This window comes from Oryzisolibacter sp. LB2S, from assembly GCF_040732315.1.
GTDB classification, from domain to species: Bacteria; Pseudomonadota; Gammaproteobacteria; order Burkholderiales; family Burkholderiaceae_C; genus Alicycliphilus; species Alicycliphilus soli.
This window is the reverse complement of the sequence record NZ_CP160388.1, coordinates 287008-312562: the sequence shown is the minus strand read 5'-3', so window position 1 is coordinate 312562 and position 25555 is coordinate 287008. Positions and strand designations below refer to the sequence as shown.

Genomic DNA, 25555 nt, shown 5'->3' with positions numbered 1-25555 from the left:
GCTCAAAATCCGACGCTTCGGAAGGCCACGGCGAACAGCGCATCGACGACGATGACCATGGTGATGGCGCTGACCACCGAGGCCGTCGTGCCCTGGCCCAGGCTCTGGGTGTTGGGTTGCACGCGCAGGCCCCAGTGGCAGCCGATGAGCGCAATGCACACCCCGAACACGGCGGACTTGGCCATGGCCAGCCACAGGTTGGAGACCTTGACCGCGGCCGGCAGCATCTGCACGAAGTAGGCCGAGGAGATGCCCATGGTCAGGTCCGCCGCCAGCATGCCGCCGGCGAGGGCCGCCAGCGTGGTCCACAGCGCGATCAGCGGCATGGCCAGGCCCAGCGCCAGCGCGCGCGGCATGACCAGGCGAAAGCCGTGCGCGATGCCCATGACGCGCATGGCGTCGAGCTCCTCGGTCACGCGCATGACGCCGATCTGCGCCGTGATGGCCGAGCCCGAGCGCCCGGCCACGAGGATGGCGCCGAGCATGGGCCCGAGCTCACGGATCAGCGAGATGCCGAGGATGTTGACGATGAAGGCCTCGGCGCCGAACTGGCGCAGCTGCAGGCTCATGAGGTAGGCCAGCACCACGCCGATCAGAAAGCCCACGAGCGCCGTGATGGGCAACGCCTTGGTGCCCATCTGGTACATGTGGCCCGAGATGTCGCGCCAGGGCCCGCGCAGCGGATTGCGCACAAGGCGCAGCACATCGAGCAGCAGCTGGCCCACGAGCTGCACGATGTGCAGCAGATGGCCCAGGGCGTTGACCACGAGCGCGCCCAGCAGGTCGATCTGATCGCTCAGGCGCCAGGGCGGCGCGGGTGCGGCGGGCGCGGTGAACTGCGCCACGCGCTCGAGCATCTCCCGCTGTGCGGCGCTGAGCTCGATCTGAGCGGGCCAGTTGCGGCCCCAGTGGTTCCACAGGATCTGCGCGCCCACATGGTCGAGCCGCCCCACGCCCGCAAGGCTCCAGCCGTGCCCCGGGCCGCAGGCCTTGAGCTCGCCGGCCAGGCGCCGCCAGGCCTGGCGCTCGGCAAACGCCGCGGCCACCCAGTCGCCCTGCAGCAGCGCGCGCGGCCGGGCCTGGCCGTCCTGCACGACCGAGGGGGGGGAAATGGTGGGCGTGGAACTGGTCACGAGATCTGCAAGTGCATGCCAAAAACCGATGCGGCGCATCATTTCACACAATGCGCGCACCCATGGGACGCGGTGCAAAAATACATCAAAACAGGCCGGTGACGCGCCCCCATGGCGCGCAGCGAGCAACAAAAATCATAGCATCACGCGGTTTCCCTATCGACACCCCGAAGCCGCCGCGCACAATCTGCGCCGGCAGCCGATACCGGCTTGCCAGTCCCTTCCCGACAGTCCACGGCCCTTCATGAGCGACACCACCTTCGACTACATCATCATCGGCGGCGGCACGGCCGGCGCCCTGCTGGCCAACCGCCTGAGCGCCGATGCGCACAAGCGCGTGCTGCTCATAGAGGCCGGCCGCAAGGATGACTACCACTGGATCCACATCCCCGTGGGCTATCTGTACTGCATAGGCAATCCGCGCACCGACTGGCTCTACCAGACCGAACCCGACGCGGGCCTCAACGGCCGCAGCCTGCGCTACCCGCGCGGCAAGACGCTGGGCGGTTGCTCGAGCATCAACGGCATGATCTACATGCGCGGTCAGGCGCGCGACTATGACCATTGGGCCGACATCACGGGCGAGGACGCCTGGCGCTGGGGCAATGTGCTGCAGGCCTTCAAGCGCCACGAGGACCATTGGCGCCTGGACCGGCCCGGCGGCGCGGACGAGGCCTTCGCACAGCTGCACGGCAACCGGGCCACGGGCAGCACCGGCGAATGGCGCGTGGAGCGCCAGCGCCTGCGCTGGGACATCCTCGACGCCTTCGCGGCCGCCGCGCAGCAGGCGGGCATACCGGCCACCGACGACTTCAACCGCGGCAGCAACGAGGGCGTGGGCTACTTCGAGGTCAACCAGAAGAGCGGCTGGCGCTGGAACACCGCCAAGGCCTTTCTGCGCCCCACCTGCTACGGGCGGACGAACTTCGAGCTGTGGACATCGGCCCTGGCATCGCGCCTCGTCCTCGAGCGCCAGGGCGACGCACGCATGCGCTGCACGGGCGTCGAGGTGTGGACGGGCGAGGAGATGGTCACGGCCCATGCGCAGCAGGAGGTGATCCTGAGCGCGGGAGCCGTCAATTCGCCTCAGCTCCTGCAGCTGTCGGGCATTGGCCCGGCGGCGCTGCTCCGGCAGCATGGCTTAGACGTGCAGATCGACCTGCCCGGCGTGGGCGCCAACCTGCAGGACCATCTGCAGATACGCGCCGTCTACAAGGTGCAGGGCGTGCCCACGCTCAACACCCTGGCCAGCAGCCTGCTGGGCAAGGCCAGGATTGGCCTGGAATACCTCTTCAAGCGCAGCGGCCCCATGAGCATGGCGCCCTCGCAGCTCGGAGCCTTCACGCGCAGCCGGCCGGACCAGCCGCACCCCAACCTCGAATACCACGTGCAGCCGCTGTCGCTCGAGGCCTTCGGCGAGCCGCTGCACGCCTTCCCCGCGTTCACGGCCAGCGTCTGCAATCTGAATCCCACGAGCCGCGGCACGGTGAGCATCAAGAGCCCGGACTTTCGCGCCGCGCCTGCGATCGCCCCCAACTACCTCAGCACGGCCGAGGACCGCCAGGTGGCCGCCGACAGTCTGCGCATCACGCGCCAGATCGTGGCCCAGCCGGCGCTCGCGCGCTACCGGCCCGAGGAATACAAGCCCGGCCCGCAGTACCAGAGCGACGAGGAACTGGCGCGCCTGGCCGGCGACATCGCCACCACCATCTTCCACCCCGTGGGCACGACGCGCATGGGCCGCGTGGACGACCCCGAGGCCGTGCTCGACCCGCAGCTGCGTCTGCGCGACGGACGCGGCGGCGTGGTCGCCGGCCTGCGTGTGGTGGACGCGGGTGCCATGCCCACCATCACCAGCGGCAACACCAACTCGCCCACGCTGATGATGGCCGAGATGGCCGCGCAGTGGATTCGCAAGGGCTGATCGCCATCGCGTGCCGCGATGGCAGACCAACCGGCACGCGATGGCGCGTTGCGGGTAAGCACCAATGTCTCTCAGGAGACTGATGCACTAAAGTTCACGCACTCGACGCGCAGCCTCGGCTCGCCAAGCGAGGGGACCGAGGAGACAAACCCCGAAATCAAGAATACCGACATCAATCTGGCATCCACAACGAGATGCCACCTCACAAGGCACCTGTTCCCAGGTGCCTTTTTTATTGCCCGCTGCCGCGCACCGGCCGACGTAGGACAATCGCGGCGATGGAATGGATCATCGTCTCAACGGCCTCGCTGCTGGCCGGGTTCGTGGATGCGATCGTGGGCGGGGGCGGCCTGATCCTGCTGCCCGCGCTGTTCGCCACCTTCGCCAGCGCGGCACCCGCCACGCTGCTGGGCACCAACAAGAGCGCCTCCGTCTGGGGCACGGCCATGGCCACCTGGCAGTACAGCCGGCGCGTGCAGGTGCCGTGGCGCACCATGCTGCCGGCGGCGGCCGCCGGGCTCGTCGGCTCGTATGCGGGCGCGTGGGTCGTGACCCAGGTCTCTCCCGACTTTCTGCGCAAGCTGCTGCCGCTGGTGATGCTGGCGGTGCTGGTCTACACGCTGGCCAAAAAGGATCTGGGCATGCACCACCAGCCGCGCTGGAGCGGTCGCGCCGAGGCCCTGGTGGCCTGCGCCATCGGCCTCGTGATCGGCTTCTACGACGGCTTCTTCGGCCCCGGCACGGGCAGCTTTCTCGTGTTTGCCTTCGTGCGACTGCTCGGCTATGACTTTCTCAACGCCTCGGTGTCGGCCAAGCTGCTGAACCTGGCAACCAACATCTCGGCGCTGGTGCTGTTCGCCGCCAAGGGCCATATCTGGTGGCATCTGACACTGCCGCTGGCCGTGGCCAATGTGCTGGGCAGCATGCTCGGCACCTATATGGCGCTGCGCCACGGCACGGGCTTCGTGCGCACCATCTTCATCCTCGTGGTGGGCGCGCTCATACTCAAGACCGGCTACGACGCATTTCTGCGTTGAACCCCTGCCAGGGAGCTCCGCCATGACCGACCTGACCCTGATTGGCGCCCCCACCGATGTGGGCGCGAGCGTGCTCGGCGCCAGCATGGGGCCCGATGCGCTGCGCATCGCGGGCGTTGCGCGCGCGCTGCAGGCGCTGGTGGCCGACGTGCAGGACCTGGGCAACCTCAGCGGCCCCGGCAACCCGCAGGCCGCGCCCAGCGGGGGCTTTCGGCATCTGGCGGAGGTCACGGCCTGGACCCGGGCCGTCCATGCGGCCACGCTGGCCACATTGGAGGCCGGCCGGCTGCCGCTGCTCATGGGGGGCGACCACAGCCTGGCCATGGGCTCCATCAGCGCCGCCGCGCAGCACTGCCGCCAGCACGGCCGGCGCCTGAAGGTGCTGTGGTTCGACGCCCATGCCGATGCGAACACGCCCGCCTCCTCGCCCAGCGGCAATCTGCACGGCATGCCCGTGGCCTGCCTGCTGGGCCATGGGCCGGCGCAGCTCACGACGCTCGCGGGCAGCGGGCCGGCGCTGCAGGCCCGGCAGATCACCCTGGTCGGCGTGCGCAGCGTGGACGCGGTGGAGAAGCGCCTGGTCAACACCCTGGGCATCGAGGTCTATGACATGCGCAGCATCGACGAGCTGGGCATGCGCGCCGTCATGCAGGCCGTGCTCAACGATGTGGACGAGAGCACGCACCTGCACCTGAGCTTCGACATGGATGGCCTGGACCCGGCCATCGCCCCCGGTGTGGGCACGCCGGTGCGCGGCGGGCCGACCTACCGCGAGACCCAGCTGTGCATGGAAATGCTGGCCGACAGCGGCGCCCTGGGTTCGGTCGACATCATGGAGCTGAACCCGGCGCTGGACATCCGCAACCAGACCGCCGAGCTGGCCGTGGACCTGCTCGAGAGCCTGTTCGGCAAGTCCACGCTGATGCGCGCCTAGCGCGGCGGCGCTTCAGGGCTCGGGCAGTACCGGCACCTCGTCGGCGCGGCGCGGCACACCCAGCGGGGCGGCTGCCTGGCCCTTGGCGACGGCGGCCAGGTCCTGCTCGTTCGGGTACTGGCCCAGCAGCCAGTAGTCGAACACGCGGCGCACGATGGGCGCGGCGGCGGCCGCACCGAAGCCCGCGTTTTCCACGATCACGGCCACGGCGATGCGCGGATCCTCGACGGGCGCGAAGGCGGCAAACAGCGAATGGTCGCGCTTGTGCTCCTCCAGCAGCCGGGCGTTGTACCTGACGTTCTGCCCCAGGCTCACGGCCTGCGCCGTGCCGGTCTTGCCCGCCGAGGTGTAGGGCGCGCCCAGGAAAACACGCCGCCCCGTTCCCGCCTGGTTCACGGCCATGAGGGCGTTGTTCACGATGGCCACGTTCTTCGGGTTGAAGCCCAGGTTTTCGCCGGGAGGCTGCTGCACCTCGGTGACCTGCCCCGTGACCTGATCCTTCACGGCCTTGATCAGATGCGGGCGGTAGCGCGTGCCCCCGTTGGCCAGCGTGGCCTCGGCCACGGCCAGCTGCAGCATGGTGAAGTTGTTGTAGCCCTGGCCAATGCCGAGCGACACCGTCTCGCCCGAGTACCAGCGCTTCATCTCGGGTCGCTTGTAGGTGTTGCGCTTCCACTCGGTGCTGGGCAGCACGCCGCGCACCTCTCCGCCCAGGTCTATGCCGGTGATCTGACCGAAGCCCAGCGGCTTCATGAAGTCATGGATGGCATCCACGCCCATCTCGATGCCCAGCGAATAGAAATAGGTGTTGCTCGAATACTGGATGGCGCGGTGCATGTCCACGCCACCCAGACCGCCCTCGTGACTGCGGAAGATGCGGCCGCCATAGCTGAAATAGCCCGGGTCGCTGAAGACCTGCGTGGCGGAGCGCTTCTTGAGCTCGAGCGCCGCGAGTGCCATGAAGGGCTTGTAGGTGGAGCCCGGCGGGTAGGTGCCGCGCAGCGCCCGGTTCAGAAGCGGCTTGTTGATGGACTCGTTGAGCGCCTTCCAGTTCTCGTGGTCTATGCCTTCGACGAACAGGTTGGGGTCGAACGTGGGCTTGGACACCAGCGCCAGCACCTCGCCATTGCGCGGATCGAGCGCGACGAGCGCGCCGCGGCGACTGCCGAACATGTCCTCGACGAGCTTCTGCAGCCGGATGTCCAGCGACAGCATGACCGTGTTGCCCGGCGTCGCCGGGTGGCTGTTGAGGCGCCGCACGGCATGCCCTCCCGCGGAGGTCTCCATGCGCTCGAAGCCCGTCTGGCCATGCAGCGTGGACTCGAAGCTCTGCTCCACGCCGAGCTTGCCGATGTAGTCCGTGCCGCGATAGTTGGCCGCCTCGTCGGAGTCCTCGATGCGCTCCTTCTCGCGCTGGTTGATGCGCCCTATGTAGCCAATGGCATGGCTGCCCACTTCGCCCAGCGGGTAGGTACGAAACAGCCGGGCCTTGATCTCCACGCCGGGGAAACGGTAGCGCTGTGCAGCAAAGCGCGCCACCTCCTCGTCGGTCAGGCGCGTGCGGATGGGCAGCGAGTCAAAGCTGCGCGACTCCTCGCGCAGGCGCTTGAAGCGGCGTCGATCGCGCGCCTGTATGTCGACGATGTCGGCCAGCTCGTCGATGGTGCCCTCCAGGTCGACGACGCGCGAGGGCGTGATCTCCAGCGTGTAGGCCGAATAGTTGGTGGCCAGCACCACGCCGTTGCGGTCCATGATCAGGCCGCGGTTGGGCACGATGGGCACGATGGCCGTGCGATTGCTCTCGGCCTGCGCGGCCAGATCGTCGTGGCGCGCCACCTGCAGCACCAGAAGGCGTGCCACGATGAGGCCGAAGGCCAGCAGCACCACGAGACCGAGCACGAAGACGCGCAGGCGGAACCGCCAGGCATCGGCCTCGACGTTGCGCAGCTCGGTCATTCGCGACAGCCCCTCATGTGCGCCCGGTCACAGGGGGCGATTGTCGTCCTGGTCCGGCGGGCGGCGCTGCGGCGCCAGCAGGATCCAGCTCACCAGGGGCCAGATCGCGGCCTCCAGCAGCGGCGCCAGCGCCGCCTCGAGGCCGGGCAGCAGGCCACCGCTGGCGAGCGCGCGCAGCGCCAGGGCCACGACATGGGCGGCGATGAACAGCGGCAGCAGCTGCAGGGCCTGCAGGAGCGGACCGAACCACAGCAGCCGCCGATGTGCGAGCTGCGCACCGAACATCAGGCCACAGTACACCAGCGCATGCTGACCCAGCAGTGCCGACTGGCTGACGTCGATGCACAGGCCCATGGCAAAGGCCACGCCCAGCCCCACGCGCTGGGGCTGGTGTATGCCCCAGAAGGCCAGCAGCACCATGACCCAGTCGGGCGTCCAGACCACACGGCCCAGCGGCAGCATGTTGAGCGCCAGCGCGACCACCAGGCTGGCGGCGATGAAGACGGGATTCACGGGCAGCAGCAACTGCTGGCCCTTGGGCATGATCATTGGCGCACCCCGCGCTTCTGGAGGGTGGCCTCGGGCTCGGGCCGTGGCGGCAGCTCGTTGGCAATGGGCTTGAGCACCATCACATGGCGTGCGCCATAGACCTGGGCCAGCGGTGTGCAAAAGATGCGCGCAAAGGTGGAGTCGGCACGGCGCTCCACACGCACCACGCGCGCGACGGGCAGGCCCGGAGGGTACACGCCGTCCACGCCGCTGGTGGTCAGCATGTCGCCCTCCTGCACATCGGCATTGCCCGGTGTGAAGCGCAGCTCCATGCCCCCGCCCAGGCCCGCCATCGGGTCACCGTAGGCGACGCTGCGCGCGCCGGTGCGCAGGTTGAGCACGGGAATGGCCTGGTCGCGGTCGACGACCAGCGTGACCTCGCTGAGCATGGGGTAGACGCGCGTGACCTGCCCGAGCACGCCGCCGGCATCGACCACGGGCGAGCCCGGCGCTATGCCCGCGAGCCGGCCGCGATCGAGCATCACGCGGCGCGTGTAGGGGTCTGCCGTGTCATAGACCACCTGTGCTGCCTGGCCCGGCGTGTCAAGGCGTGCGCGCAGCTCGAGCAGCTGACGCAGCTCGGCGTTCTCGCGCAGCAGCTGGTCGGCCTCGCCCGCGCGCACCGACATCCGCGCCATCTGCTTCTGCGCCTCGTCCGCCCCCTGCTGCGCCGCCTGCAGGGACTGGAAATACTGCGCGCCACGGCCGGCCAGCTCCACGGGCTGCAGCATCAGCCATTGCAGCGGATAGAGCACCGTGGCCACGGCCTTGCGCAGCGGTTCCGTGACGTGAAAGCGCGCGTCCGCCACCATCAAAAACAGCGCCAGGGCGCTGTAGAGGGCGAGGCGGGACAGGGGCGACGGCCCATGCTTGAACAGCGTGGGCGCCGAACGATCCAGGGTTCCCAGGGGCATGAGGGCGGCCCGCCTGAGCCTGCGCGCTTATTCGCTGGTGAAGATGCTGCCCTGGCGATCCATGCGCTCCAGGGCGATGCCGCAGCCGCGCACCACGCAGGTCAGGGGCTCCTCGGCCACGAGCACGGGCAGGCCGGTTTCCTCGGCCAGCAGGCGGTCTAGGTCGCGCAGGAGCGCGCCGCCCCCCGTGAGCATCATGCCGCGCTCGGCGATGTCCGCACCGAGCTCGGGCGGCGTCTGCTCGAGCGCCGTCTTGACGGCCGAGACGATCTGGTTGAGCGGCTCGGTCAGGGCCTCGAGCACCTCGTTCGAGGAAATCGTGAAGCTGCGCGGCACACCCTCGGAGAGGTTGCGGCCCTTGACCTCCATCTCCTTGACCTCGCTGCCCGGGAAGGCGCTGCCGATTTCCTTCTTGATGGCCTCGGCCGTGGGTTCGCCGATGAGCATGCCGTAGTTGCGGCGGATGTAGTTGATGATGGACTCGTCGAACTTGTCACCACCCACACGCACGCTGCCCTTGTAGACCATGCCGCCCAGGCTGATGACGCCCACCTCGGTAGTGCCACCGCCGATATCGACGACCATGGAGCCCGAGGCCTCGGACACCGGCAGGCCCGCGCCGATGCCGGCGGCCATGGGCTCCTCGATCAGGTACACGGCTGTGGCGCCCGCGGCCTCGGCCGCGTCCTTGATGGCGCGGCGCTCGACCTGGGTGGAGCCGCAAGGCACGCAGATGATGATGCGCGGACTGGGCGTGAGCACGCTGCGCGGGTGCACCATCTTGATGAACTGCTTGATCATCTGCTCGGTGATCACGAAGTCGGCGATGACGCCGTCCTTCATCGGGCGGATGGCCTCGATGTTGCCGGGCACCTTGCCCAGCATGGCCTTGGCCTCGCGGCCCACGGCCTGGATGACCTTCTTGCCATGCGGCCCGCCCTCGTGGCGGATGGCGACGACCGAGGGCTCGTCCAGGACGATGCCCTTGTCGCGGGCGAAAATCAGGGTATTGGCTGTGCCAAGGTCAATGGCCAGGTCGGTGGAGAAGTACCGACGGAAAGCTCCGAACATGCAGGAATCCTCTGGGGGCACGACAAACGCTTCGGCCTGCCGTCGCCGGGTGTTTTAAGGGGTGTTTGGGGACTTTGTTCGCACAATGACCGGCAATATCGAGGTCTTGCGGCAAAGGCGGGATAATAACGCATCCCCTGTGAATAACTCCACCGGACGGGGTGCCGATGACAGCTTTTAACATCCGGTTTCCTCGTTCCCATCCCCTATGGCACTGACACCCCAGGATATCGGGCGCATCGCCCATCTGGCGCGGCTGGAACTCAGCCCTGCCGAGAGCGAGCGCATGCTCGCGCAGCTCAACGGATTCTTCGGCATCGTGGACAAGATGCAGGCGGTGGACACCAACGGCGTCGCCCCCCTGCCCCATCCGGTCGCGGCCATCCAGAACGTGCAGCTGCGCCTGGCCGACGATGTCGCCAGCGAGACAAACCAGCGCGAGGCCAACCAGCAGAGCGCGCCGGCCGTCGAGCGCGGCCTGTACCTGGTGCCCCGGGTGATCGAATAAGGGCCGGGCCATGAGCAACACCGATCTGCACAACCTGGGCGTGGCCCAGCTGGCCGCCCTGCTGCGCGGCAAACAGGTGTCGGCCGTCGAGGCCGCCCAGCATTTCCTGACCCGCGCCCGTGCGCACCAGCACCTGGGCGCCTATCTGGCGATCGACGAAGACGTGACGCTGGCCCAGGCGCGCGCCCAGGACGCGGGCATTGCCGCCGGCGCCGCCGCCCCACTGGCCGGCGTACCCATTGCGCACAAGGACATCTTCGTCACGCGCGACTTTCCCACCACGGCCGCGAGCCGCATCCTCGCGGGCTACCGCTCGCCGTTCGACGCCACCGTGGTCGCGCGCCTGACCCAGGCCGGCTGCGTGACGCTGGGCAAGCTCAGCTGCGACGAATTCGCCATGGGTGCGAGCAACGAGAACGCCGCCATCGCCCCCGTCGGCCATGACGCAGCCCAGCCCGTGCGCAACCCCTGGAATACCGAGCATGTGCCCGGCGGCTCCTCGGGCGGCTCGGCCGCGGCCGTCGCCGCGCGCCTGGTGCCGGCCGCAACCGGCACGGACACAGGTGGCTCGATCCGCCAGCCCGCGAGCTTCTGCGGCATCACGGGCATCAAGCCCACCTATGGCCGCGCGAGCCGCTACGGCATGATCGCGTTCGCCTCCAGCCTGGACCAGGCCGGGCCCATGGCGCGCTCGGCCGAGGACTGCGCGCTGCTGCTCAGCCAGATCTGCGGCCCCGACCCCGAGCGTGACTCGACCAGCCTGGACCGTCCGGCCGAGGACTTCACGGCGCGCCTGAACGACAGCCTGGACGGCCTGCGCATCGGCGTGCCCACGGAGTTCTTCGGCGAGGGCCTGGCGGGCGACGTGCGCGCCGCCGTGGACGCGGCGCTCAAGGAGTACGAGAAGCTCGGCGCCAGGCTCGTGCCCATCCACCTGCCGCGCACCGAGCTGTCGGTGCCCGTGTACTACATCCTGGCGCCGGCCGAGGCCAGCTCCAACCTCTCACGCTTTGACGGCGTGCGCTACGGCCACCGCGCCACGCAGTACACCGATCTGCTCGACATGTACAAGAAGACCAGGAGCCAGGGCTTTGGCGACGAGGTCAAGCGCCGCATCATGATCGGCACCTATGTGCTGTCCGAGGGCTATTACGACGCCTATTACCTGCAGGCGCAGAAGATCCGCCGCATGATCGCCGACGACTTTCAGGCCGCCTTCCGGCAATGCGACCTGATCGCCGGCCCCGTGGCGCCGACCACGGCCTGGCGCCTGGGCAGCCAGACCGACCCGGTGACCAACTACCTGGCCGACATCTACACCCTGCCCGCCTCGCTCGCCGGCCTGCCCGGCATGAGCGTGCCCGCGGGCTTTGGCGCCGGCGGCATGCCCGTGGGCCTGCAGCTCATCGGCAACTACTTCGACGAGGCGCGCCTGCTCAATGCCGCCCACCGCCTGCAGCAGGCCACCGACTTCCACCTCCGGGCACCGGAGGGCATCTGACCATGACCGCGAAACTCATCCATGGCTACGAGGTCGTCATCGGCTTCGAGACCCACGCCCAGCTGGCCACCCAGTCCAAGATCTTCAGCCGCGCCAGCACCGCCTTTGGCGCCGAGCCCAACACCCAGGCCTGCGCCGTGGACCTGGCCCTGCCCGGCACGCTGCCGGTGATGAACCGCGCGGCCGTCGCCTGCGCTATCAAATTAGGATTGGCACTCGGCTCCCACATTGCGCCGGCGAGCGTTTTTGCGCGCAAGAACTACTTCTATCCGGACCTGCCCAAGGGCTACCAGATCAGCCAGTTCGAGATCCCCGTGGTGCAGGGCGGCGAGGTGAGCTTCTTCCTGGGCGAGGAGAAGAAGACCGTACGCCTGGTGCGCGCCCACCTCGAGGAGGATGCGGGCAAAAGCCTGCATGAGGAATTCCACGGCATGAGCGGCATCGACCTGAACCGCGCCGGCACGCCGCTCCTGGAGATCGTGACCGAGCCCGACATGCGCTCGACCGAGGAAGCCGTGGCCTACGCCAAGGCGCTGCACCAGATCGTCACCTGGATAGGCATCTGCGACGGCAACATGCAGGAAGGGAGCTTTCGCTGCGACGCCAACGTCTCGGTGCGCAAACCCGGCCAGCCGCTGGGCACGCGCCGCGAGATCAAGAACCTCAACAGCTTCCGCTACATGCAGCAGGCGATCGACTACGAGATCCGCTGGCAGATCGAGCAGCTCGAGGACGGCTACGCCATCCAGCAGGCCACGGTACTGTTCGACCCCGACACGGGCGAGACGCGCGCCATGCGTACCAAGGAGGACGCGGCCGACTACCGCTACTTCCCCGACCCGGATCTGCCGCCGCTGGTCGTCGCGCCCGAGTGGATAGAGCGCGTCAAGGCCGAGATGCCCGAGCTGCCGCAGGCCATGGCCGCACGCTTTGTTGAGCAATACGGCCTGCCCGAGTACGACGCCACCACGCTCACGCAGAGCCAGGCCATGGCGGCCTACTTCGAGGATGCGGCCAAGGGCTGCAGCCAACCCAAGTTGGCGAGCAACTGGGTCATGGGCGAGATCTCGCGGCGCCTGAACGCCGAGGAGATCGGCATGGAGGCCGTCAAGGTCACAAGCGCGCAGCTCGCGGCGCTGATCGGCCGCATCCAGGACGGCACCATCTCCAACAACGCCGCACGCCAGGTGTTCGAGGCGCTGTGGACCGGCGAGGGCCAGGACGTGGACGCGATCATCACGGCCAAGGGCCTCAAGCAGATGAACGACACGGGCGCGCTCGAGAAGATCATCGACGAGGTGATTGCCGCCAACCCGGCCAATGTCGAGCAGTACAAGGCCGGCAAGGACAAGGCCTTCAACGCCCTGGTCGGCCAGGTCATGAAGGCCTCCAAGGGCAAGGCCAACCCCCAGCAGGTCAACGAGCTTTTGAAGGCAAAACTGGCCTAAACCCGCTACAGCAAAGCGCTGGCAGCTATCAATAAGTGAGGGCCCTGCGGGGCCTTTACTTTTGCGGCGGCGCCGCGATGGGGCTTGGGCCCCATTGCTGGGACGAGGCGCGCTGCGCCGCCCAGAGCTGACGCAGCTGGGCCAGTTCGGCATCGAAGCGTTGGTGGATGCGGCGCTTCTCCAGATCCTGCATGGTCAGAAAGCGCTGCTGCTCGGCGATGTCGCGGTCGTTGTCCGCGAACTGGCGCTGCAGCTTCACGGGCGCCTTGTTCGTATCGCCCCGGTAGAACTCAAGCTCCTGGTCCAGACGCCTGCGCTCGGCCTTCAGCGCCTGTATGCGCTTGTGCGCGACCACGATGACCTCTTCGACCTGGTCGATCGCCGCATCGCGCTCGGCCTGGTGCGTGGCCTCGTCGGGATAGCGCGCCATGAGCACGCGTTCGCGCCGACGCTCCTCGGCGATGCGCGCGCGCTCCTCGGCCTCCCTGCGGCGCTGCACCTCCTGCGCCGCGCGCTCGTGTTCGGTGAGCGTGGGGCCGAGGCGACGGCGTTCCGTGCCCGTGTGGTCCAGCACGCGCTGCTCGCGGTCCGTGCATTCGGCAATCGGCCGGTCCGAGGTGATGCGCCTGCCTTGGCGGTCGATGCAGGTATAGACCTCCTGCGGCGACTTGGCCGGCTGCGCCCAGGTCTCAGGCAGGCCAACGGCCAGCAGGCCGGCCGCACAGGCCACCCGCCCCCAGATCTGTCTTGCTCCCACCGTCAAGTCCCCTCCCGTTGCGCCCCGTTGTCGGCGCCGTCAGTCTTCCACGCCATAGCGCTGGCGATAGGCCAGCACGCGCTCGTGGTGGGCATGCATCTGCGCGTCGCCCCCATCGGCAGCCAGATATTGCAGCAGGTCGGCGAGTTTGGCGATGGCACAAACCTGCATGCCAAGGGTGCGCTGCACATATTGCACCGCGCTGTGCGCGACATCCTTGCCGTCCTCGGTGGCCATTTCCTGGCGATCGAGCGCAATCGCGATGGCATGCGGTGTGGCACCCGCGGCGCGGATGAGCGCAATCGACTCGCGCGCGGCCGTGCCCGCGCTCATCACATCGTCGACGATGAGCACCCGGCCCGCAAGCGGCGCGCCCACGAGCGTGCCGCCCTCGCCATGGTCCTTGGCCTCCTTGCGGTTGTAGGCAAAGGGCACGTTCTTGCCCAGCCGCGCGAGCTCCACCGCCACCGTGGCGGCGAGCGGTATGCCCTTGTAGGCCGGGCCGAACACCATGTCGAACTCCATGCCGCTGGCCAGCAGCGCCTGTGCATAGAATTGCGCGAGCCGGCCCATCTTGGCGCCGTCGTCAAACAGCCCGGCGTTGAAGAAATACGGGCTCATGCGCCCCGCCTTGGTCTTGAACTCACCAAAGCGCAGCACGCCGGATTCGACCGCGAAACGCACAAAGTCCTGCGCCAGTGCATCCCGCCCGGGGTCTTGTGCGCTGTCTTTCACCATGGATGCATCCTTGTTCAAATTAACCAGTCTCAACCTCAACGGTATCCGCTCGGCCACGACCAAGGGCGTTCAGGCGTGGATGGAGCAAAGCCGCCCGGATTGTATTTGCGTGCAGGAACTCAAGGCCCAAGGCCCGGACATGGCGGGCCGCTTCGAGGAGCTGGCGGGCCTGAAGGGGCATTTTCACTATGCCGAGAAAAAGGGCTATTCCGGTGTGGGCATCTACACGCGCCACGAACCGAGCGACGTCATCACCGGCTATGGCTCGGCGGAGTTCGACGCCGAGGGCCGCTACGTGGAACTGCGCTTTGACCGCCCGGGGCGCCGGCTGTCCATCATCAGCGCCTATTTCCCTAGCGGCTCCTCGGGCGAGGAACGGCAGCTTGCCAAGTACCGCTTCCTCGACGAGTTCCACCCCCACCTCATGCGGCTCAAGGCCGAGCGCGAATTCATCCTCTGCGGCGACATCAACATCGCGCACCAGCAGATCGACCTGAAGAACTGGCGCAGCAACCAGAAGAACAGCGGCTTCCTGCCCGAGGAGCGCGCCTGGATGACGAAGCTGCTGGGCGATGATGCCGACGGCGGCCTGATCGACGTGTACCGCCGCCTGCAGCCCGACACGACGGACGCCTGCTACACATGGTGGAGCAACCGCGGCCAGGCCTATGCGAACAACGTGGGGTGGCGGCTGGACTATCACCTGGCCTCCCCGACCCTGGCCGAGGCGGCGCGCAAGGCGGCGATCTACAAGGATGTGAAGTTCAGCGACCATGCGCCGCTGACGATCGATTACGCGCTGGAACTTTGAGAGCCTGGGAGGCGCCGTCGCAGCGCCCAGCGCTCAGCCCCCTTCGCGCAGCAGCTCGGCCTCGGCCCGCTCGGCCATGTGCACGAGCTTTCTGGCCATGCTCCAGCGGTGCACCTCGCTCGGGCCGTCGTAGATGCGAAACGCGCGCATGTCGGTGAAGATGCGCATCACCGGGGTCTCGCCCGTCACGCCCTGGCCGCCCAGGATCTGCACGCAGCGGTCCACCACGCGCCACTGGGCCTCGGAGCACACGACCTTGGCGCGGCTCGACTCGAAGTTGCCCTTTTCGCCCCGGTCCAGCAACCAGGCCGTGTGCCAGATGTGCAGGCGCGCGGTGTGCAGGTCCATGTCGTTGTCGGCCAGCATGAAGCCCACGCCCTCGTGCTCGGCCAGTGGCCGGCCAAAGGCCTGGCGGCGGCGCGCGTAGGCCAGCGCCTGGTCGTGCGCGCGGCGCGCCTGGCCGAGCCAGCGCATGCAGTGCGTCAGGCGCGCGGGCGCCAGGCGCACCTGGGCGTAGCGAAAGCCCTTGCCGACCTCACCGAGCACGTCGCTTGCTGGCACGCGCAGGTTATCGAAGCGCAGCACGCCGTGGCCGCCGGTGAAGCAGGCGTCCATGGCGTCCATGTTGCGCTCGAGCCGGATGCCGGGGCTGTCCATGTCGGCGAGGAACATGGTGGCCGAGCCGTCCTCCATGCGCGCCATGATGATGGCGTAGCGCGCGCCCTCGGCGCCGGTGATGAACCACTTGTGGCCGTTGATCACGTAGTCGTCACCGTCGCGCACGGCCGTGGTCTGCAGCATCGAGGGGTCGGCCCCCGCGCCGGGCGCGGGCTCGGTCATGGCAAAGCAGGAGCGCCACTGGCCCGCCACCTGGCCGCGCAGCCAGCGCTCCTTCTGCGCGGGTGTGGCCACCTCCTCCATGAGGTGAATATTGCCCTCGTCGGGCGCGTGGATGTTGAGCGCCGTCGGGCCCAGCCAGGAGTAGCCCGCCTCCTCGAACACCACCGCCTTCTCGACATGCGACAGACCCAGTCCGCCCATGGCGCGCGAGGCGTGCGGCGTGAGCAGGCCGGCCTCCCTGGCGCGCGCCACCAGCTCGTCGCGCAGTGCCTCGCCGGGGCCGTGGAGCGACTGGCGCGCGTCGCCCTCCAGCGGAATCACCTGCTCGGCGATGAATTGCCGCACCTTGTCGCGCAGCGCGCACAGTTCGGGCGAAAGGGAAAAGTCCATGCAGCACCTCGTGAATTCGGTCGGCCGGAACGCCCGGCACATTGCAGATAATATTGTCGGACAATATTGAAAGCAAGCACCCTGGCGCTGTGCTAACGTTCACCGTCCCGTACCGATCTGCCGCCCATGCCTTCCACGCCGCCCCCCGAACCCGCAGCCGAGCACCCCGAGTCCGCCGCCGACACGGTGTTTCACGGCATCGTGCAGGGGTTGGCCGAGCAGCGCCTCGTGCCGGGTCAGCGTCTGGTGGAGGTGGATCTGGCCGCACAGTTCGGCGTCAGCCGCGCCTCGGTGCGCGAGGCGCTGCAGCGGCTCGCCGCTCAGGGGCTGGTGGAGCTGTTTCGCAACAAGGGGGCTGCCATACGCACGCTGTCGGCGCAGGAGACGCTGGACGTGCTGGACGTGGCCGAGCGCATGACCGGCCTGCTCGCACGCAGCGCCGCGCGCGCCGTGGCCACGGGCGCGCCGCGCGCACCGATCGATGCGGCCCTGGCGCGCCTGCACGCGGCCGACGCCGCCGCGGATGCCGACGCCTTCGCCAGCGCGCGCCGCGGCATGTATCGCGCGCTGCTGGCCACCAGCGGCAGCCGCGAGCTGCGCCGCCTGCTGCCCTCGATTCACATGCCCATCGTCTATGCCCAGCATCGCCCCGCCACGCTGCAGCAGGTGCGCATGCGCGACTACCAGGCCATGTGCCAGGCCGTCCTGGCCGGAGACGAGGAGGCTGCCGACCGCGCGGGCATGGACCATGTGCGCCATGTGCGCACGGCCATCCTGTCCAGACTGCACGGCTGACGGCCGCGCTGCGTCACCGCGGTAGCACGGGCGTGCCCACCATGACCTACAACTGGATACGCGCGGCGGTCCGAGACACCGAGCAGTGGCTTAAGCTTCGCCCCAGCGAGCAAAAGGAGGTAGGTTTGATAGGCGATATTTCAGGCAGTTCAGCTGTTTCCGGCGAGGGATCGCCGCTGCGTGTGCGTTTCAAGTTCCTGCTGGGCGAGTTGGTACTCGGCGAGTGGCGCCCGACCTTCATACCTGTGGTGTTCGAGGGCTCTGAAGAACTGCCTGAGTGGCCCGCTCTGGATAGGCTGCCGCCGTCCAATGTGCCTCCGAATGTGGCGGGTTACCAGCTCAGGCGCACCTTCGTCACGCGCTTTCCACGAGGGGTATCACGCCAGGGGCCATGGCTATGCTACAGCCCGCGCCGGGAGTATCTCTATTTTGTGAGCCTTCGTGGCAGCTTCGATGAGTATCTGAAGCTCAGATCTCCCAAAAGCCGGCAGAATCTCAAACGCTCCGTCAAGAAATTCCTGGAAAAAAATCCGGAGGCTTTCAGGATCTACACCGAACCCGAGTCCATGGAAGAATTCCACCGAGACGCGGTGTCCATTTCCAGCCAGACCTATCAGACATTGATGCTGAAAGCGGGGTTGCCCGATTCGCCAGAATTCTTGCGCGCGATGCGCGAAAAAGCCTCAAAGGGCGAGGCCAGGGGCTATCTGCTGCGCACACAGGAAAAACCCATCGCATTTGCCTGGTGTACAGCCAAGGGAGATGCCATGACCTATCAGGTCATAGGCTATCTACCCGAGTATGCGGAATCGTCACCGGGAACCGTATTGCTATATTTGATTCTTCAAGACCTGTTTTCTCTTGAGAAATACCGCATGCTCGATTTTGGCCCTGGCAGCGCATTCTACAAAGAAGCCTTTGCCACAGGCAAACTGGAGTTCGCCGACAGCTATCTGCTGCACCCCACCCTGGAAAATCGATGGAAATTGTGGCTACTCTGGAAGACCGAGTGCTTTTCAACGGCAGTGGGCAGCATGCTGGATCGAATAGGCCTGAAGAAAAAAATCCGCCAGTGGATGCGCAAGAGCGCACAAAAACTGCGAACGGAATAACCCGGCACACCGGAGTCCAGCTGAACAGCGGGGTTGCGCAGGCACCCCATGTTCTGCAGGCCAGACAACTCATCGATAGCCATAAAACAGATTCGCAACACCTTGCTCAACAATACGCAAGCCCTTGCGAAGCGAACTGGCAGGCGGAACGGCAATACTTTCCCGGCGCGACGCGACGCGTGGCGGATGCGAAATATACCCCCCGGTTTCCACGCCGCTCATCTGCGCCAAGCCTGCGCATATTTTTTCAAAACGGCGTCTCACTATCTTGTTTATTCGCGACCGGTCCCTGCTCATCAACTCGAAGCTGTGCGAAACCATGGTAAAGCAATCCATACCCTTGTCTCGTGCATGACGCAATGCGGATAGCATTTCCGCAGATGACAGAGCGGTTACTTGAGCGTGCCGCAAGCGATTGACACCGTCGGAAATACAACCGATCGGCACCTCGATCACACCGCAATGCTCGACAGGCGCTTGAATGTCCGATGACAGGCCAATATCGCACAGCGATGACGCAATGCCCGGGCAATGACTCGAGTCATAGCGCATGCCCAGCATTGAGAGCGATCGCAAGGTATCGTCATTTGCTCCATAGCTTCCCGCACGGAATGCGACAGGCTCGGGTGCGCCTGCGGAGACCAGGACATTCTTTGCATAGTCGAGCAACGCACATTGTTCGTCGACGGTGAAGTCCCTCATATTGTTTCCGACGCGCTCGCCCAAGGGGTTCCTGGATCCAGCAAGCGACAACCACTCAGTATGGAGATGCAGTTGCACATCATGACCTCGCGCCACAATTGGACGGACGACATCTTCTATGGCGGCAACACCCCAGATGAGTTCGGGCATAGGATCGACGAAGAACACCGCCTTCAATCCATGGTGATCCAGCACATCCATCTGGTATTCAACCCCGGCTGCCCCATGTGGAGTTACGCAATTGATGGATCGGATGAAATCTATTTCGTGTGTAGTCGCCCCAAAACGACGAGCAAATCCGAAGTCATACTCAACATCAACGGTGATATAGCAAGTTGTCATCTTTGACCAGTCCTGGACGCATCGCAATGGTGGGAGAGATCTGCATGCCATTGGGCCTGTCGCCACCGGCTTGTTGATTTTTCAGGATGGAGCATCTTAGCCCGATGAAGCTCGACCAGCGCCGCGCGGCGGCGCGGTAAAAATCCGTCCTTTGGCAACAAGACTGCGCACGCCTATTCTCAGGTGCAGCCATCCAATCGACAAAGTAACCGCGGATACAGAGTGAACGCCCTCCGCACCGTTGAGCGGGACAATGAGATCAACGCCCGCCTTGGCGTACTGGCAAAGCCTGCAAACCCAAGCGTCGCATACCCAATGCACCAAGCAACATTCCCGAGGTCTTGCTGAACACCAGGGCATTGAAACGGTAGCCCAGGTTCTTGAATGCAGCCATCGACGGCACATTGGTGGCGCGCACATGGGTCACGAGGCGCTTCAGCCCTCGCTCACGCAGGACTTGCTCGGTGGCCGCAATCAGCAGCTGCGCCGCGCCGCGGCGGCGAAACTCCGGCCAAGTGTGCAGGAAGCCGAGGAAGCTGTCGCCCTCGGCCAGATGCAGAGTGAGCTTGGGGTCATCCACTTCACAGGCCGGACTCGTCTCTATGTTGAGCTGAGCCACCACGGCGTCGCCGCACAGCAGGGCATGCAAGCTGGCACCGCGTCGCACCAGCTGCTCCGGCCCGGCCCCCGACTGAGCCCCCAACTGCGCCCGCACGCCCGGCTCAAGTGCTGCCACGTCGGCCGGGGTGCGCAACTCCACGTAGCGCCAGTCGGGTGGCAAGGCAGGCACGACGCCCGGCACCAGGGTCTTGGCGGCGAAGCGGAAAACCTCGGCTCCGGTCAAGGACTTGAAGCCAAAGAACAAGGCGGCCGTGCCCCCCCCCGGTCCGAGAAGAAATGACAGCTTCTGATTCATGCGTTCAAGGATGATCAAGGAAATCGTCCCGGCGCAAGCCGCTCAACGCGACATGTCCAGACGAGCATCCCAGCCGCGCAGGGCCTTGCCAGCAACCCAGGCCAGCAGCCCGCCGAACAGACCGGGCCGGAACGCTATGACATCGTATAGCAGGGACGCATCCTGTGCGCCCCAGCGTTGCTTGTAGCCAGAGTCCCCCTGCCCCCAGTCGAACAGGCGCTTGCGACGGGCGATTGCATCGCGCAACACCTCGTAGGTCAGGACGGAGCCGGGGCTGTGACTCTTCCATTGTTCGTCATAGGAGTTGGCCAGAACGTACAGCGCCGTGTCGGTTTCCACATGGGCCGAGAACGCTACCGGCTGCTCACCGCAGTACAGCACCCAGCACACGGAGCGGGCATGAGGGTCGGGCTCCCGACCCATCTGAGTCCAGAAACACTGATTTGCCGAACCCATGAACTTGAGATCGCCGCCCTTCCTGGCCAGCCAGGAGCGTGACTCGATGCCCGCCAGGATGTCTAGCAGCGCCTGATCATCGCCGCTCAGCTCGTGGCGCTCGCAGCGCACCTCGCCCATCGTCCGGGTCAGGCGCCTGCGCGAGTATTCGATATGCTTGAGCAGGGAATCGCTGCACTTTTGCTTGAGGGCATCAAGTCCTGCGGACAGATCGAGCTCGAACACCGCGCCGGTCGCCTTGGCCCGATAGCGCCAACCCGCGGCCACCAGCTGGCGCAGCACGGCGTGCATGGCGTCGTCCCGGCTGGAAATCGGCCCGAAGCGCAGCACCGCCCCCGGCGGTCTACGGGCCAGCGCATGCCCTAGGGCGCCAGCCACGTCCATGGCCCCTACGGGCTGCGCCGCCAGACGAAGGCTGCGAAACGGCCAGTAGTACCCGGCCAGGGAGTCGATGCGGAAGCAGGCGATCTGCTGCCGTGCGAATGGGATCAGGGCCTGCGACTGGCCGTTGCGCCGCAGGCGTACATAGCGCAAGGGCCCACTCCAGCCGCGTCCCGGCAGAAAGGCCTGGGCCCAGGCCCGCAGGGCGTGGGGTGTGCAGAATGCCTGATCACCGCTCGCATGGCCGTGAAGAGGGGTGTCCTTTTCCTGGGCCAGGACATCGTCAGTGACAATGTCGCAGACCCATGTGCTTTCCATCGACGGTTTCAAACCCACTCCCATTCCTTTTGCGGTCGGAACGCAGCCGTTGCAGCGCCGTTCCGATGGAACGTTTCATATTGTCATGGCGGGGGTAAACCAGCACGCCAGCTTCGACCGACCGATGCACCTTTTGCGCGACGATCCTACCAGTGTACCGATGGGAATCCGCAATCTGAATTGCCTCGCGCGCTGCCATTCTGTCCAAACTGCACGGCTGACGGCGGCCGGCGCGGGCCTGAGACAATCCCTCCCCATGCTCCACTACCTCACCATCCCCGTCACCGCCTTCCAGCAGAATTGCTCCCTCGTCTGGTGCGACCAGACCATGGAGGCCGCCGTCATCGACCCGGGCGGAGACCTGGATCGGCTGCTCGCCGAGGTGCAGCGCCTGGGCCTCTCGCTCAAGGCGATCTGGCTCACGCACGCGCACATCGACCATGCGGGCGGCACGGGCGAGCTGGCCGAGCGCCTGAAGCTGCCCGTCATCGGCCCGCACGAGGGCGACCAGTTCTGGATCGACGGCCTGCCGCAGCAAAGCGCGATGTTCGGCTTTCCGCCCGCGCTGGCGTTTGCGCCCACGCGCTGGCTGCATGACGGCGATCAGGTCACGATTGGCCGCGAGGCCCTGAACGTGCGCCACTGCCCGGGCCACACTCCCGGCCATGTGGTGTTCCACGCGCCGCAGATCGACCGCTGCTTCGTGGGTGACGTGCTGTTCGCGGGCAGCATAGGCCGCACGGACTTTCCGCAGGGCAACCACCAGCAGCTCATCGACAGCATCACCGGCCGCCTGTGGCCCATGGGCGACCAGACGGTATTCATTCCCGGCCACGGCCCCGAGAGCACCTTCGGGCGCGAGCGGCGCAGCAATCCCTATGTGGGCGGCACCTGAGGCCACGCTTTATTTTTGATAGCTTATCGCGCTTTCCCAGCAAGGGACAGGAGGCATTTTGACCAATGAATGGTCAGCGCCCCAAGTCCTTGGCGCTGACCCCGGCGATGCCCCAGTTTTCCTTGGGCACGTCGTGGATCCAGACGCGCACATTGGCCTGCGGCGCGCCCACGGCCTCGACGAGGGCCTGGGTGACCTTTTCGATGACGGCCTTTTTCTGCTCCTCGGTGCGGCCTTCGAGCATGTAGATCTGTGCAAATGGCATGGTGTCTCGCGGTGGTAGTCAAAAGGTTCAGCCGGCCTTGAGGCCCAGCCTGCGGATCAGCTCGCCCCAGCGGTGGCTCTCGGCGGCCATGAAGTCGGCAAACTGCTGCGGCGTGGTCACGCGCAGGTTGGCCGAGATGTTGTCGAAGGCGATCTGCGCCTCGGGCAGGTTGGCGCCTGCTGCCCAGGCGTCGTGCAGCCTGTTGACGATGGCGGGCGGCGTGCCGGCCGGCGCGATCAGTCCAAACCAGGTCTCTACCGCAAAGCCGGGGTAACCCGCTTCGGCCACGGTGGGCACGTCGGGCAGGGCCTTGGCGCGCTGCGGCGAGGTCACGGCAATCGCCTTGAGCCTGCCGGCGCGCACATGCTGCAGGGTGGTGGCGAGCGAGCTTTCCATGCTCATCATCACCGTGCCCGAGAGCAGATCGGGCACGATCTGGCTCGAGCCCTTGTAGGGCACGCTGGTCAGCTGTATGCCGGCCACGGATTGCAGCAGCTCGGCCGCCAGATGGTTGCTGGTGCCCACGCCCGATGTCGCGTAGCTGAGTTTGCCGGGATTGGCCTTGGCGTAGGCCACCATGCCCTGGAGGTCGGTAAACGGCGCACTGGGGTGCACGACCAGCGCGCAGGGCGTGGTACCGACGAGCGAGATCGGCACCAGATCCTTCTCGACGTTGAACGGCAGGCTGGCGTAGAGGTGCGGCGCAATCGCCAGGCTGCTGATGGCCGACAGGCCTATGGTGTAGCCGTCGGGCGCGGCCTTGGCCACGGCGTCGGTGCCGATGTTGCCGCCCGCGCCGGCCTTGTTCTCGACCACAAACTGCTGGCCCAGCCGGTCGCCCATGGCCTTGGCTGCCGTGCGGCCCATGATGTCGGTGGGCCCGCCTGGCGGGAAGGGCACGACCAGGCGCACCGGCCGGGTCGGGTAGGCGGCCTGTGCCCTGGCTGCGCCAGGCAGGCCGGCGCCGAGCGCGGCCAGCACGCCGGCGGCCATGAAATCACGTCGCTGCATGCCTGTCTCCTCTGCCGTTGATCACGCAAAGCGCAGGCCCACGCTGCCCATGCCCTGCACGCGCAGGCAGACGTTGTCGCCCGCTGCCACGGACACGGCCTCGGTGGCGCCGCCCGAGAGGATCAGCGTGCCGGCCGGAATCTCCTGGCCCCTGCGGCCCAGGTGGTTGGCCAGCGCGGCAATGGCCGCGGCCGGGTGGCCGAGCACGGCAGCGCCCGCGCCCAGGGCCACGGGCTGGCCGCTCTTCTCGAGCACCAGGCCCACGGTGCGCAGGTCCACGTCCTGCGGGCGCAGCGCGCGGCCACCGACGACGAAACGCGCGGCCGAGGTGTTGTCGGCCACCACGCTCTTGAGGTCGAACTTGAAGTCGCGGTAGCGGCTGTCGATGACCTCGATGCCGGGCAGCACATAGTCGGTGGCGGCCAGCACGGCGCCGATGTGGCAGCCCGGGCCCTTGAGCGCGGTCTTGAGCACGAAGGCGATCTCGGGCTCGACCTTGGGGTGGATGAGCTCGCTGGTCTGGATGGTCGCGCCCTCGGGCACGACGAACTCGTCGACGAGAAAGCCGAACACCGGGTCGGTCACGCCCATCTGCTGCATCTTGGCGTGTGAGGTCAGGCCAGCCTTCAGGCCCACGATGCGCGCGCCGCGCGCGAGCTTGCGCTGCAGGATGGCGTCCTGGATGGCGTAGGCGTCATCCCAGTCCATGTCGGGATGGTCGTCGGTGATCTTGGGCGTGTCCCGCGCCTCGAGCTGGCAGGACTCCAGATGCTCGGCGAGCTGGGCGATGGTGGAAGGGTTCAGTGCCATGTTGTTCTCCGATTCAAGCCACGTTCAGCCCACGCGCACGCGCCATGGTGATGGCCGTGTCTTCGATCATGTCCTCCTGGCCGCCGACCATGCCGCGCCGGCCCAGCTCCAGCAGCAGCTCGCGCGCGGGCACGCCGTACTTCTTCTCGGCGCGCTTGGCAAACAGCAGGAAGCTGCCGTACACCCCGGCGTAGCCCAGGGTGAGCGCGTCGCGGTCGATGCGAATCGGGAAGTCCATCAGCGGCACCACCAGGTCCTCGGCCACGTCCTGGATCTTCCAGACATCCACGCCGGTTTGAATGCCCATGCGGTCGAGCACGGCCACCAGCACCTCCATGGGCGTGTTGCCCGCGCCCGCGCCCAGGCCCGCGGCCGCGGCGTCGATGCGGTTGGCGCCGGCCTCAATCGCCGCCACGCTGTTGGCCACGCCCATGGCCAGGTTGTGGTGGCCATGAAAGCCCAGCTCCGTCTCGGGCTTGAGCGCTGCACGCACGGCGGCGATGCGCTCCTTGACCTGGTCGGGCAGCAGGTAGCCGGCCGAGTCGGTGACGTAGATGCAGTTGGCGCCGTAGCCTTCCATCAGCTTGGCCTGTTTCACCAGGCCCTCGGCGTTGTTCATGTGCGCCATCATGAGGAAGCCGACGGTGTCCATGTTCAGCTTGCGGGCCATGGTGATGTGCTGCTCGGAGACGTCCGCCTCGGTGCAGTGCGTGGCCACGCGGATGGTGGCGACGCCGAGCTCGTGGGCCATCTTGAGGTGATCCACGGTGCCTATGCCCGGCAGCAGCAGGGCCGAGACCTTGGCCTGCTTCATCAGCGGAATCACGGCGCCCAGGTATTCCTCGTCGCTGTGGGCCGGAAAGCCGTAGTTGACCGAGCTGCCGCCCAGGCCGTCGCCGTGGGTGACCTCGATCAGCGGCATGCCCGCTTGGTCGAGGCCCTGGGCCACGGACTTCATTTGCTCGAGCGTCATGAGGTGGCGCTTGGGGTGCATGCCGTCGCGCAGCGTCATGTCGTGCAGGGTGATTGTCTTTGTCATGG

At 66.8% G+C, this 25555-nt stretch carries 25 protein-coding genes; 10 read left to right on the top strand and 15 right to left on the bottom strand.

From position 1 onward, the window contains the following. Positions 1-2: 2 nt before the first annotated feature. Positions 3-1064: an ABC transporter permease gene (locus ABUE11_RS01445; RefSeq protein ID WP_367068718.1), complete on the bottom strand. Its 1062-nt coding sequence runs from the start codon at positions 1062-1064 to the stop codon at positions 3-5. A gap of 313 nt (positions 1065-1377) precedes the next feature. Here ABUE11_RS01445 and ABUE11_RS01440 point away from each other — a divergent pair, with 313 nt between their 5' ends. The 3 genes from ABUE11_RS01440 (at position 1378) to rocF (ending at position 5028) form a co-directional block, all read left to right on the top strand. Continuing rightward, positions 1378-3057 carry a GMC family oxidoreductase N-terminal domain-containing protein gene (locus tag ABUE11_RS01440; protein ID WP_367067228.1) on the top strand — a complete coding sequence of 560 codons (1680 nt, stop codon included), beginning with the start codon at positions 1378-1380 and terminating at the stop codon, positions 3055-3057. 278 nt (positions 3058-3335) lie between these two features. Further along, a complete protein-coding gene (locus tag ABUE11_RS01435) occupies positions 3336-4094 on the top strand; it encodes a TSUP family transporter (protein ID WP_367067227.1) in 759 nt (252 codons plus the stop codon). 22 nt (positions 4095-4116) lie between these two features. After that, positions 4117-5028: an arginase gene (gene rocF / locus ABUE11_RS01430; RefSeq protein ID WP_367067226.1), complete on the top strand. Its 912-nt coding sequence runs from the start codon at positions 4117-4119 to the stop codon at positions 5026-5028. 12 nt (positions 5029-5040) lie between these two features. Here rocF and mrdA read toward each other — a convergent pair whose 3' ends face one another. Genes mrdA through ABUE11_RS01410 form a run of 4 tightly spaced genes read right to left on the bottom strand, consistent with a single transcriptional unit; the run spans position 5041 to position 9518 of the window. Beyond that, positions 5041-6984 carry a penicillin-binding protein 2 gene (gene mrdA, locus ABUE11_RS01425; protein ID WP_367067225.1) on the bottom strand — a complete coding sequence of 648 codons (1944 nt, stop codon included), beginning with the start codon at positions 6982-6984 and terminating at the stop codon, positions 5041-5043. A 27-nt stretch (positions 6985-7011) separates the two neighbouring features. Next, positions 7012-7533, bottom strand: a complete 522-nt coding sequence (gene mreD / locus ABUE11_RS01420; RefSeq protein ID WP_367067224.1) for a rod shape-determining protein MreD — start codon at positions 7531-7533, stop codon at positions 7012-7014. Beyond that, positions 7530-8447 (bottom strand): rod shape-determining protein MreC, encoded by a 918-nt coding sequence (gene mreC / locus ABUE11_RS01415; protein WP_367067222.1) that lies wholly within the window; start codon positions 8445-8447, stop codon positions 7530-7532. Before mreC ends, mreD begins: the two co-directional genes overlap by 4 nt. A 27-nt stretch (positions 8448-8474) precedes the next feature. Further along, entirely contained in the window at positions 8475-9518 is a 1044-nt protein-coding gene (locus tag ABUE11_RS01410; RefSeq protein ID WP_367067221.1) for a rod shape-determining protein, read from the bottom strand. 208 nt (positions 9519-9726) lie between these two features. Between ABUE11_RS01410 and gatC the strand changes: the two genes are divergently transcribed. From gatC to gatB, 3 genes are read left to right on the top strand one after another with little or no spacing between them, the layout of a single operon-like run. Beyond that, the gene (gene gatC / locus ABUE11_RS01405) at positions 9727-10026 is read left to right on the top strand and encodes an Asp-tRNA(Asn)/Glu-tRNA(Gln) amidotransferase subunit GatC (RefSeq protein WP_367067219.1); all 300 of its coding nucleotides are present in this window, start codon (positions 9727-9729) and stop codon (positions 10024-10026) included. 10 nt (positions 10027-10036) lie between these two features. Further along, positions 10037-11527, top strand: coding sequence for an Asp-tRNA(Asn)/Glu-tRNA(Gln) amidotransferase subunit GatA (gatA, locus tag ABUE11_RS01400; RefSeq protein WP_367067218.1), 1491 nt, complete (start codon positions 10037-10039; stop codon positions 11525-11527). Positions 11528-11529: 2 nt separating this feature from the next. Further along, complete coding sequence (gene gatB / locus ABUE11_RS01395; RefSeq protein WP_367067217.1) at positions 11530-12975, top strand: Asp-tRNA(Asn)/Glu-tRNA(Gln) amidotransferase subunit GatB; 1446 nt, start codon at positions 11530-11532, stop codon at positions 12973-12975. A gap of 55 nt (positions 12976-13030) precedes the next feature. Here the strand turns inward: gatB and ABUE11_RS01390 are convergent, their stop codons facing one another. After that, complete coding sequence (locus tag ABUE11_RS01390; RefSeq protein ID WP_367068717.1) at positions 13031-13687, bottom strand: DUF4124 domain-containing protein; 657 nt, start codon at positions 13685-13687, stop codon at positions 13031-13033. Between the two features lie 84 nt (positions 13688-13771). After that, positions 13772-14470, bottom strand: a complete 699-nt coding sequence (gene pyrE, locus ABUE11_RS01385; protein ID WP_367067216.1) for an orotate phosphoribosyltransferase — start codon at positions 14468-14470, stop codon at positions 13772-13774. 10 nt (positions 14471-14480) lie between these two features. On the opposite strand from pyrE, the gene ABUE11_RS01380 reads away from it, so the two are divergent. Beyond that, the gene (locus ABUE11_RS01380) at positions 14481-15281 is read left to right on the top strand and encodes an exodeoxyribonuclease III (protein ID WP_367067215.1); all 801 of its coding nucleotides are present in this window, start codon (positions 14481-14483) and stop codon (positions 15279-15281) included. Between the two features lie 33 nt (positions 15282-15314). Here the strand turns inward: ABUE11_RS01380 and ABUE11_RS01375 are convergent, their stop codons facing one another. After that, on the bottom strand, positions 15315-16511 hold the full coding sequence (locus ABUE11_RS01375; protein WP_367067214.1) for an acyl-CoA dehydrogenase family protein: 1197 nt from the start codon (positions 16509-16511) through the stop codon (positions 15315-15317). A 126-nt stretch (positions 16512-16637) separates the two neighbouring features. Here ABUE11_RS01375 and ABUE11_RS01370 point away from each other — a divergent pair, with 126 nt between their 5' ends. Together ABUE11_RS01370 and ABUE11_RS01365 are read left to right on the top strand one after the other, a co-directional pair. Then, complete coding sequence (locus ABUE11_RS01370; RefSeq protein WP_367067213.1) at positions 16638-17306, top strand: GntR family transcriptional regulator; 669 nt, start codon at positions 16638-16640, stop codon at positions 17304-17306. 41 nt (positions 17307-17347) lie between these two features. Beyond that, positions 17348-18418, top strand: a complete 1071-nt coding sequence (locus ABUE11_RS01365; protein WP_367067211.1) for a GNAT family N-acetyltransferase — start codon at positions 17348-17350, stop codon at positions 18416-18418. 69 nt (positions 18419-18487) lie between these two features. Here ABUE11_RS01365 and ABUE11_RS01360 read toward each other — a convergent pair whose 3' ends face one another. The 3 genes from ABUE11_RS01360 to ABUE11_RS01350 form a co-directional block, all read right to left on the bottom strand. Beyond that, complete coding sequence (locus ABUE11_RS01360; RefSeq protein WP_367067210.1) at positions 18488-19321, bottom strand: hypothetical protein; 834 nt, start codon at positions 19319-19321, stop codon at positions 18488-18490. A 400-nt stretch (positions 19322-19721) separates the two neighbouring features. Beyond that, the gene (locus ABUE11_RS01355) at positions 19722-20378 is read right to left on the bottom strand and encodes a GNAT family N-acetyltransferase (protein ID WP_367067209.1); all 657 of its coding nucleotides are present in this window, start codon (positions 20376-20378) and stop codon (positions 19722-19724) included. A 42-nt stretch (positions 20379-20420) separates the two neighbouring features. Next, positions 20421-21545, bottom strand: a complete 1125-nt coding sequence (locus tag ABUE11_RS01350) for a GNAT family N-acetyltransferase (protein WP_367067208.1) — start codon at positions 21543-21545, stop codon at positions 20421-20423. Positions 21546-21789: 244 nt separating this feature from the next. On the opposite strand from ABUE11_RS01350, the gene ABUE11_RS01345 reads away from it, so the two are divergent. Beyond that, positions 21790-22428: an MBL fold metallo-hydrolase gene (locus tag ABUE11_RS01345; RefSeq protein ID WP_367067207.1), complete on the top strand. Its 639-nt coding sequence runs from the start codon at positions 21790-21792 to the stop codon at positions 22426-22428. Between the two features lie 73 nt (positions 22429-22501). On the opposite strand, the gene ABUE11_RS01340 is transcribed toward ABUE11_RS01345, so the two are convergent. Genes ABUE11_RS01340 through dmpG form a run of 4 tightly spaced genes read right to left on the bottom strand, consistent with a single transcriptional unit; the run spans position 22502 to position 25553 of the window. Further along, the gene (locus ABUE11_RS01340; RefSeq protein ID WP_367067206.1) at positions 22502-22693 is read right to left on the bottom strand and encodes a 2-hydroxymuconate tautomerase; all 192 of its coding nucleotides are present in this window, start codon (positions 22691-22693) and stop codon (positions 22502-22504) included. Between the two features lie 27 nt (positions 22694-22720). Next, the gene (locus tag ABUE11_RS01335; RefSeq protein ID WP_367067205.1) at positions 22721-23704 is read right to left on the bottom strand and encodes a tripartite tricarboxylate transporter substrate binding protein; all 984 of its coding nucleotides are present in this window, start codon (positions 23702-23704) and stop codon (positions 22721-22723) included. 21 nt (positions 23705-23725) lie between these two features. Continuing rightward, positions 23726-24514 carry a 2-oxo-3-hexenedioate decarboxylase gene (gene dmpH, locus ABUE11_RS01330; protein WP_367067204.1) on the bottom strand — a complete coding sequence of 263 codons (789 nt, stop codon included), beginning with the start codon at positions 24512-24514 and terminating at the stop codon, positions 23726-23728. Positions 24515-24527: 13 nt separating this feature from the next. After that, positions 24528-25553: a 4-hydroxy-2-oxovalerate aldolase gene (dmpG, locus tag ABUE11_RS01325; protein ID WP_367065168.1), complete on the bottom strand. Its 1026-nt coding sequence runs from the start codon at positions 25551-25553 to the stop codon at positions 24528-24530. Positions 25554-25555 lie beyond the last annotated feature (2 nt).

Bases quoted from the DNA above. Each gene is read 5' to 3' on its own strand.
- ABUE11_RS01440 (WP_367067228.1), top strand. From the start codon at position 1,378: ATGAGCGACACCACCTTCGACTACATCATCATCGGCGGCGGCACGGCC.
- ABUE11_RS01435 (WP_367067227.1), top strand. From the start codon at position 3,336: ATGGAATGGATCATCGTCTCAACGGCCTCGCTGCTGGCCGGGTTCGTG.
- rocF (WP_367067226.1), top strand. From the start codon at position 4,117: ATGACCGACCTGACCCTGATTGGCGCCCCCACCGATGTGGGCGCGAGC.
- mrdA (WP_367067225.1), bottom strand. From the start codon at position 6,984: ATGACCGAGCTGCGCAACGTCGAGGCCGATGCCTGGCGGTTCCGCCTG.
- mreD (WP_367067224.1), bottom strand. From the start codon at position 7,533: ATGATCATGCCCAAGGGCCAGCAGTTGCTGCTGCCCGTGAATCCCGTC.
- mreC (WP_367067222.1), bottom strand. From the start codon at position 8,447: ATGCCCCTGGGAACCCTGGATCGTTCGGCGCCCACGCTGTTCAAGCAT.
- ABUE11_RS01410 (WP_367067221.1), bottom strand. From the start codon at position 9,518: ATGTTCGGAGCTTTCCGTCGGTACTTCTCCACCGACCTGGCCATTGAC.
- gatC (WP_367067219.1), top strand. From the start codon at position 9,727: ATGGCACTGACACCCCAGGATATCGGGCGCATCGCCCATCTGGCGCGG.
- gatA (WP_367067218.1), top strand. From the start codon at position 10,037: ATGAGCAACACCGATCTGCACAACCTGGGCGTGGCCCAGCTGGCCGCC.
- gatB (WP_367067217.1), top strand. From the start codon at position 11,530: ATGACCGCGAAACTCATCCATGGCTACGAGGTCGTCATCGGCTTCGAG.
- pyrE (WP_367067216.1), bottom strand. From the start codon at position 14,470: ATGGTGAAAGACAGCGCACAAGACCCCGGGCGGGATGCACTGGCGCAG.
- ABUE11_RS01375 (WP_367067214.1), bottom strand. From the start codon at position 16,511: ATGGACTTTTCCCTTTCGCCCGAACTGTGCGCGCTGCGCGACAAGGTG.
- ABUE11_RS01370 (WP_367067213.1), top strand. From the start codon at position 16,638: ATGCCTTCCACGCCGCCCCCCGAACCCGCAGCCGAGCACCCCGAGTCC.
- ABUE11_RS01365 (WP_367067211.1), top strand. From the start codon at position 17,348: ATGACCTACAACTGGATACGCGCGGCGGTCCGAGACACCGAGCAGTGG.
- ABUE11_RS01360 (WP_367067210.1), bottom strand. From the start codon at position 19,321: ATGGATGTGCTGGATCACCATGGATTGAAGGCGGTGTTCTTCGTCGAT.
- ABUE11_RS01355 (WP_367067209.1), bottom strand. From the start codon at position 20,378: ATGAATCAGAAGCTGTCATTTCTTCTCGGACCGGGGGGGGGCACGGCC.
- ABUE11_RS01345 (WP_367067207.1), top strand. From the start codon at position 21,790: ATGCTCCACTACCTCACCATCCCCGTCACCGCCTTCCAGCAGAATTGC.
- ABUE11_RS01340 (WP_367067206.1), bottom strand. From the start codon at position 22,693: ATGCCATTTGCACAGATCTACATGCTCGAAGGCCGCACCGAGGAGCAG.
- ABUE11_RS01335 (WP_367067205.1), bottom strand. From the start codon at position 23,704: ATGCAGCGACGTGATTTCATGGCCGCCGGCGTGCTGGCCGCGCTCGGC.
- dmpH (WP_367067204.1), bottom strand. From the start codon at position 24,514: ATGGCACTGAACCCTTCCACCATCGCCCAGCTCGCCGAGCATCTGGAG.
- dmpG (WP_367065168.1), bottom strand. From the start codon at position 25,553: ATGACAAAGACAATCACCCTGCACGACATGACGCTGCGCGACGGCATG.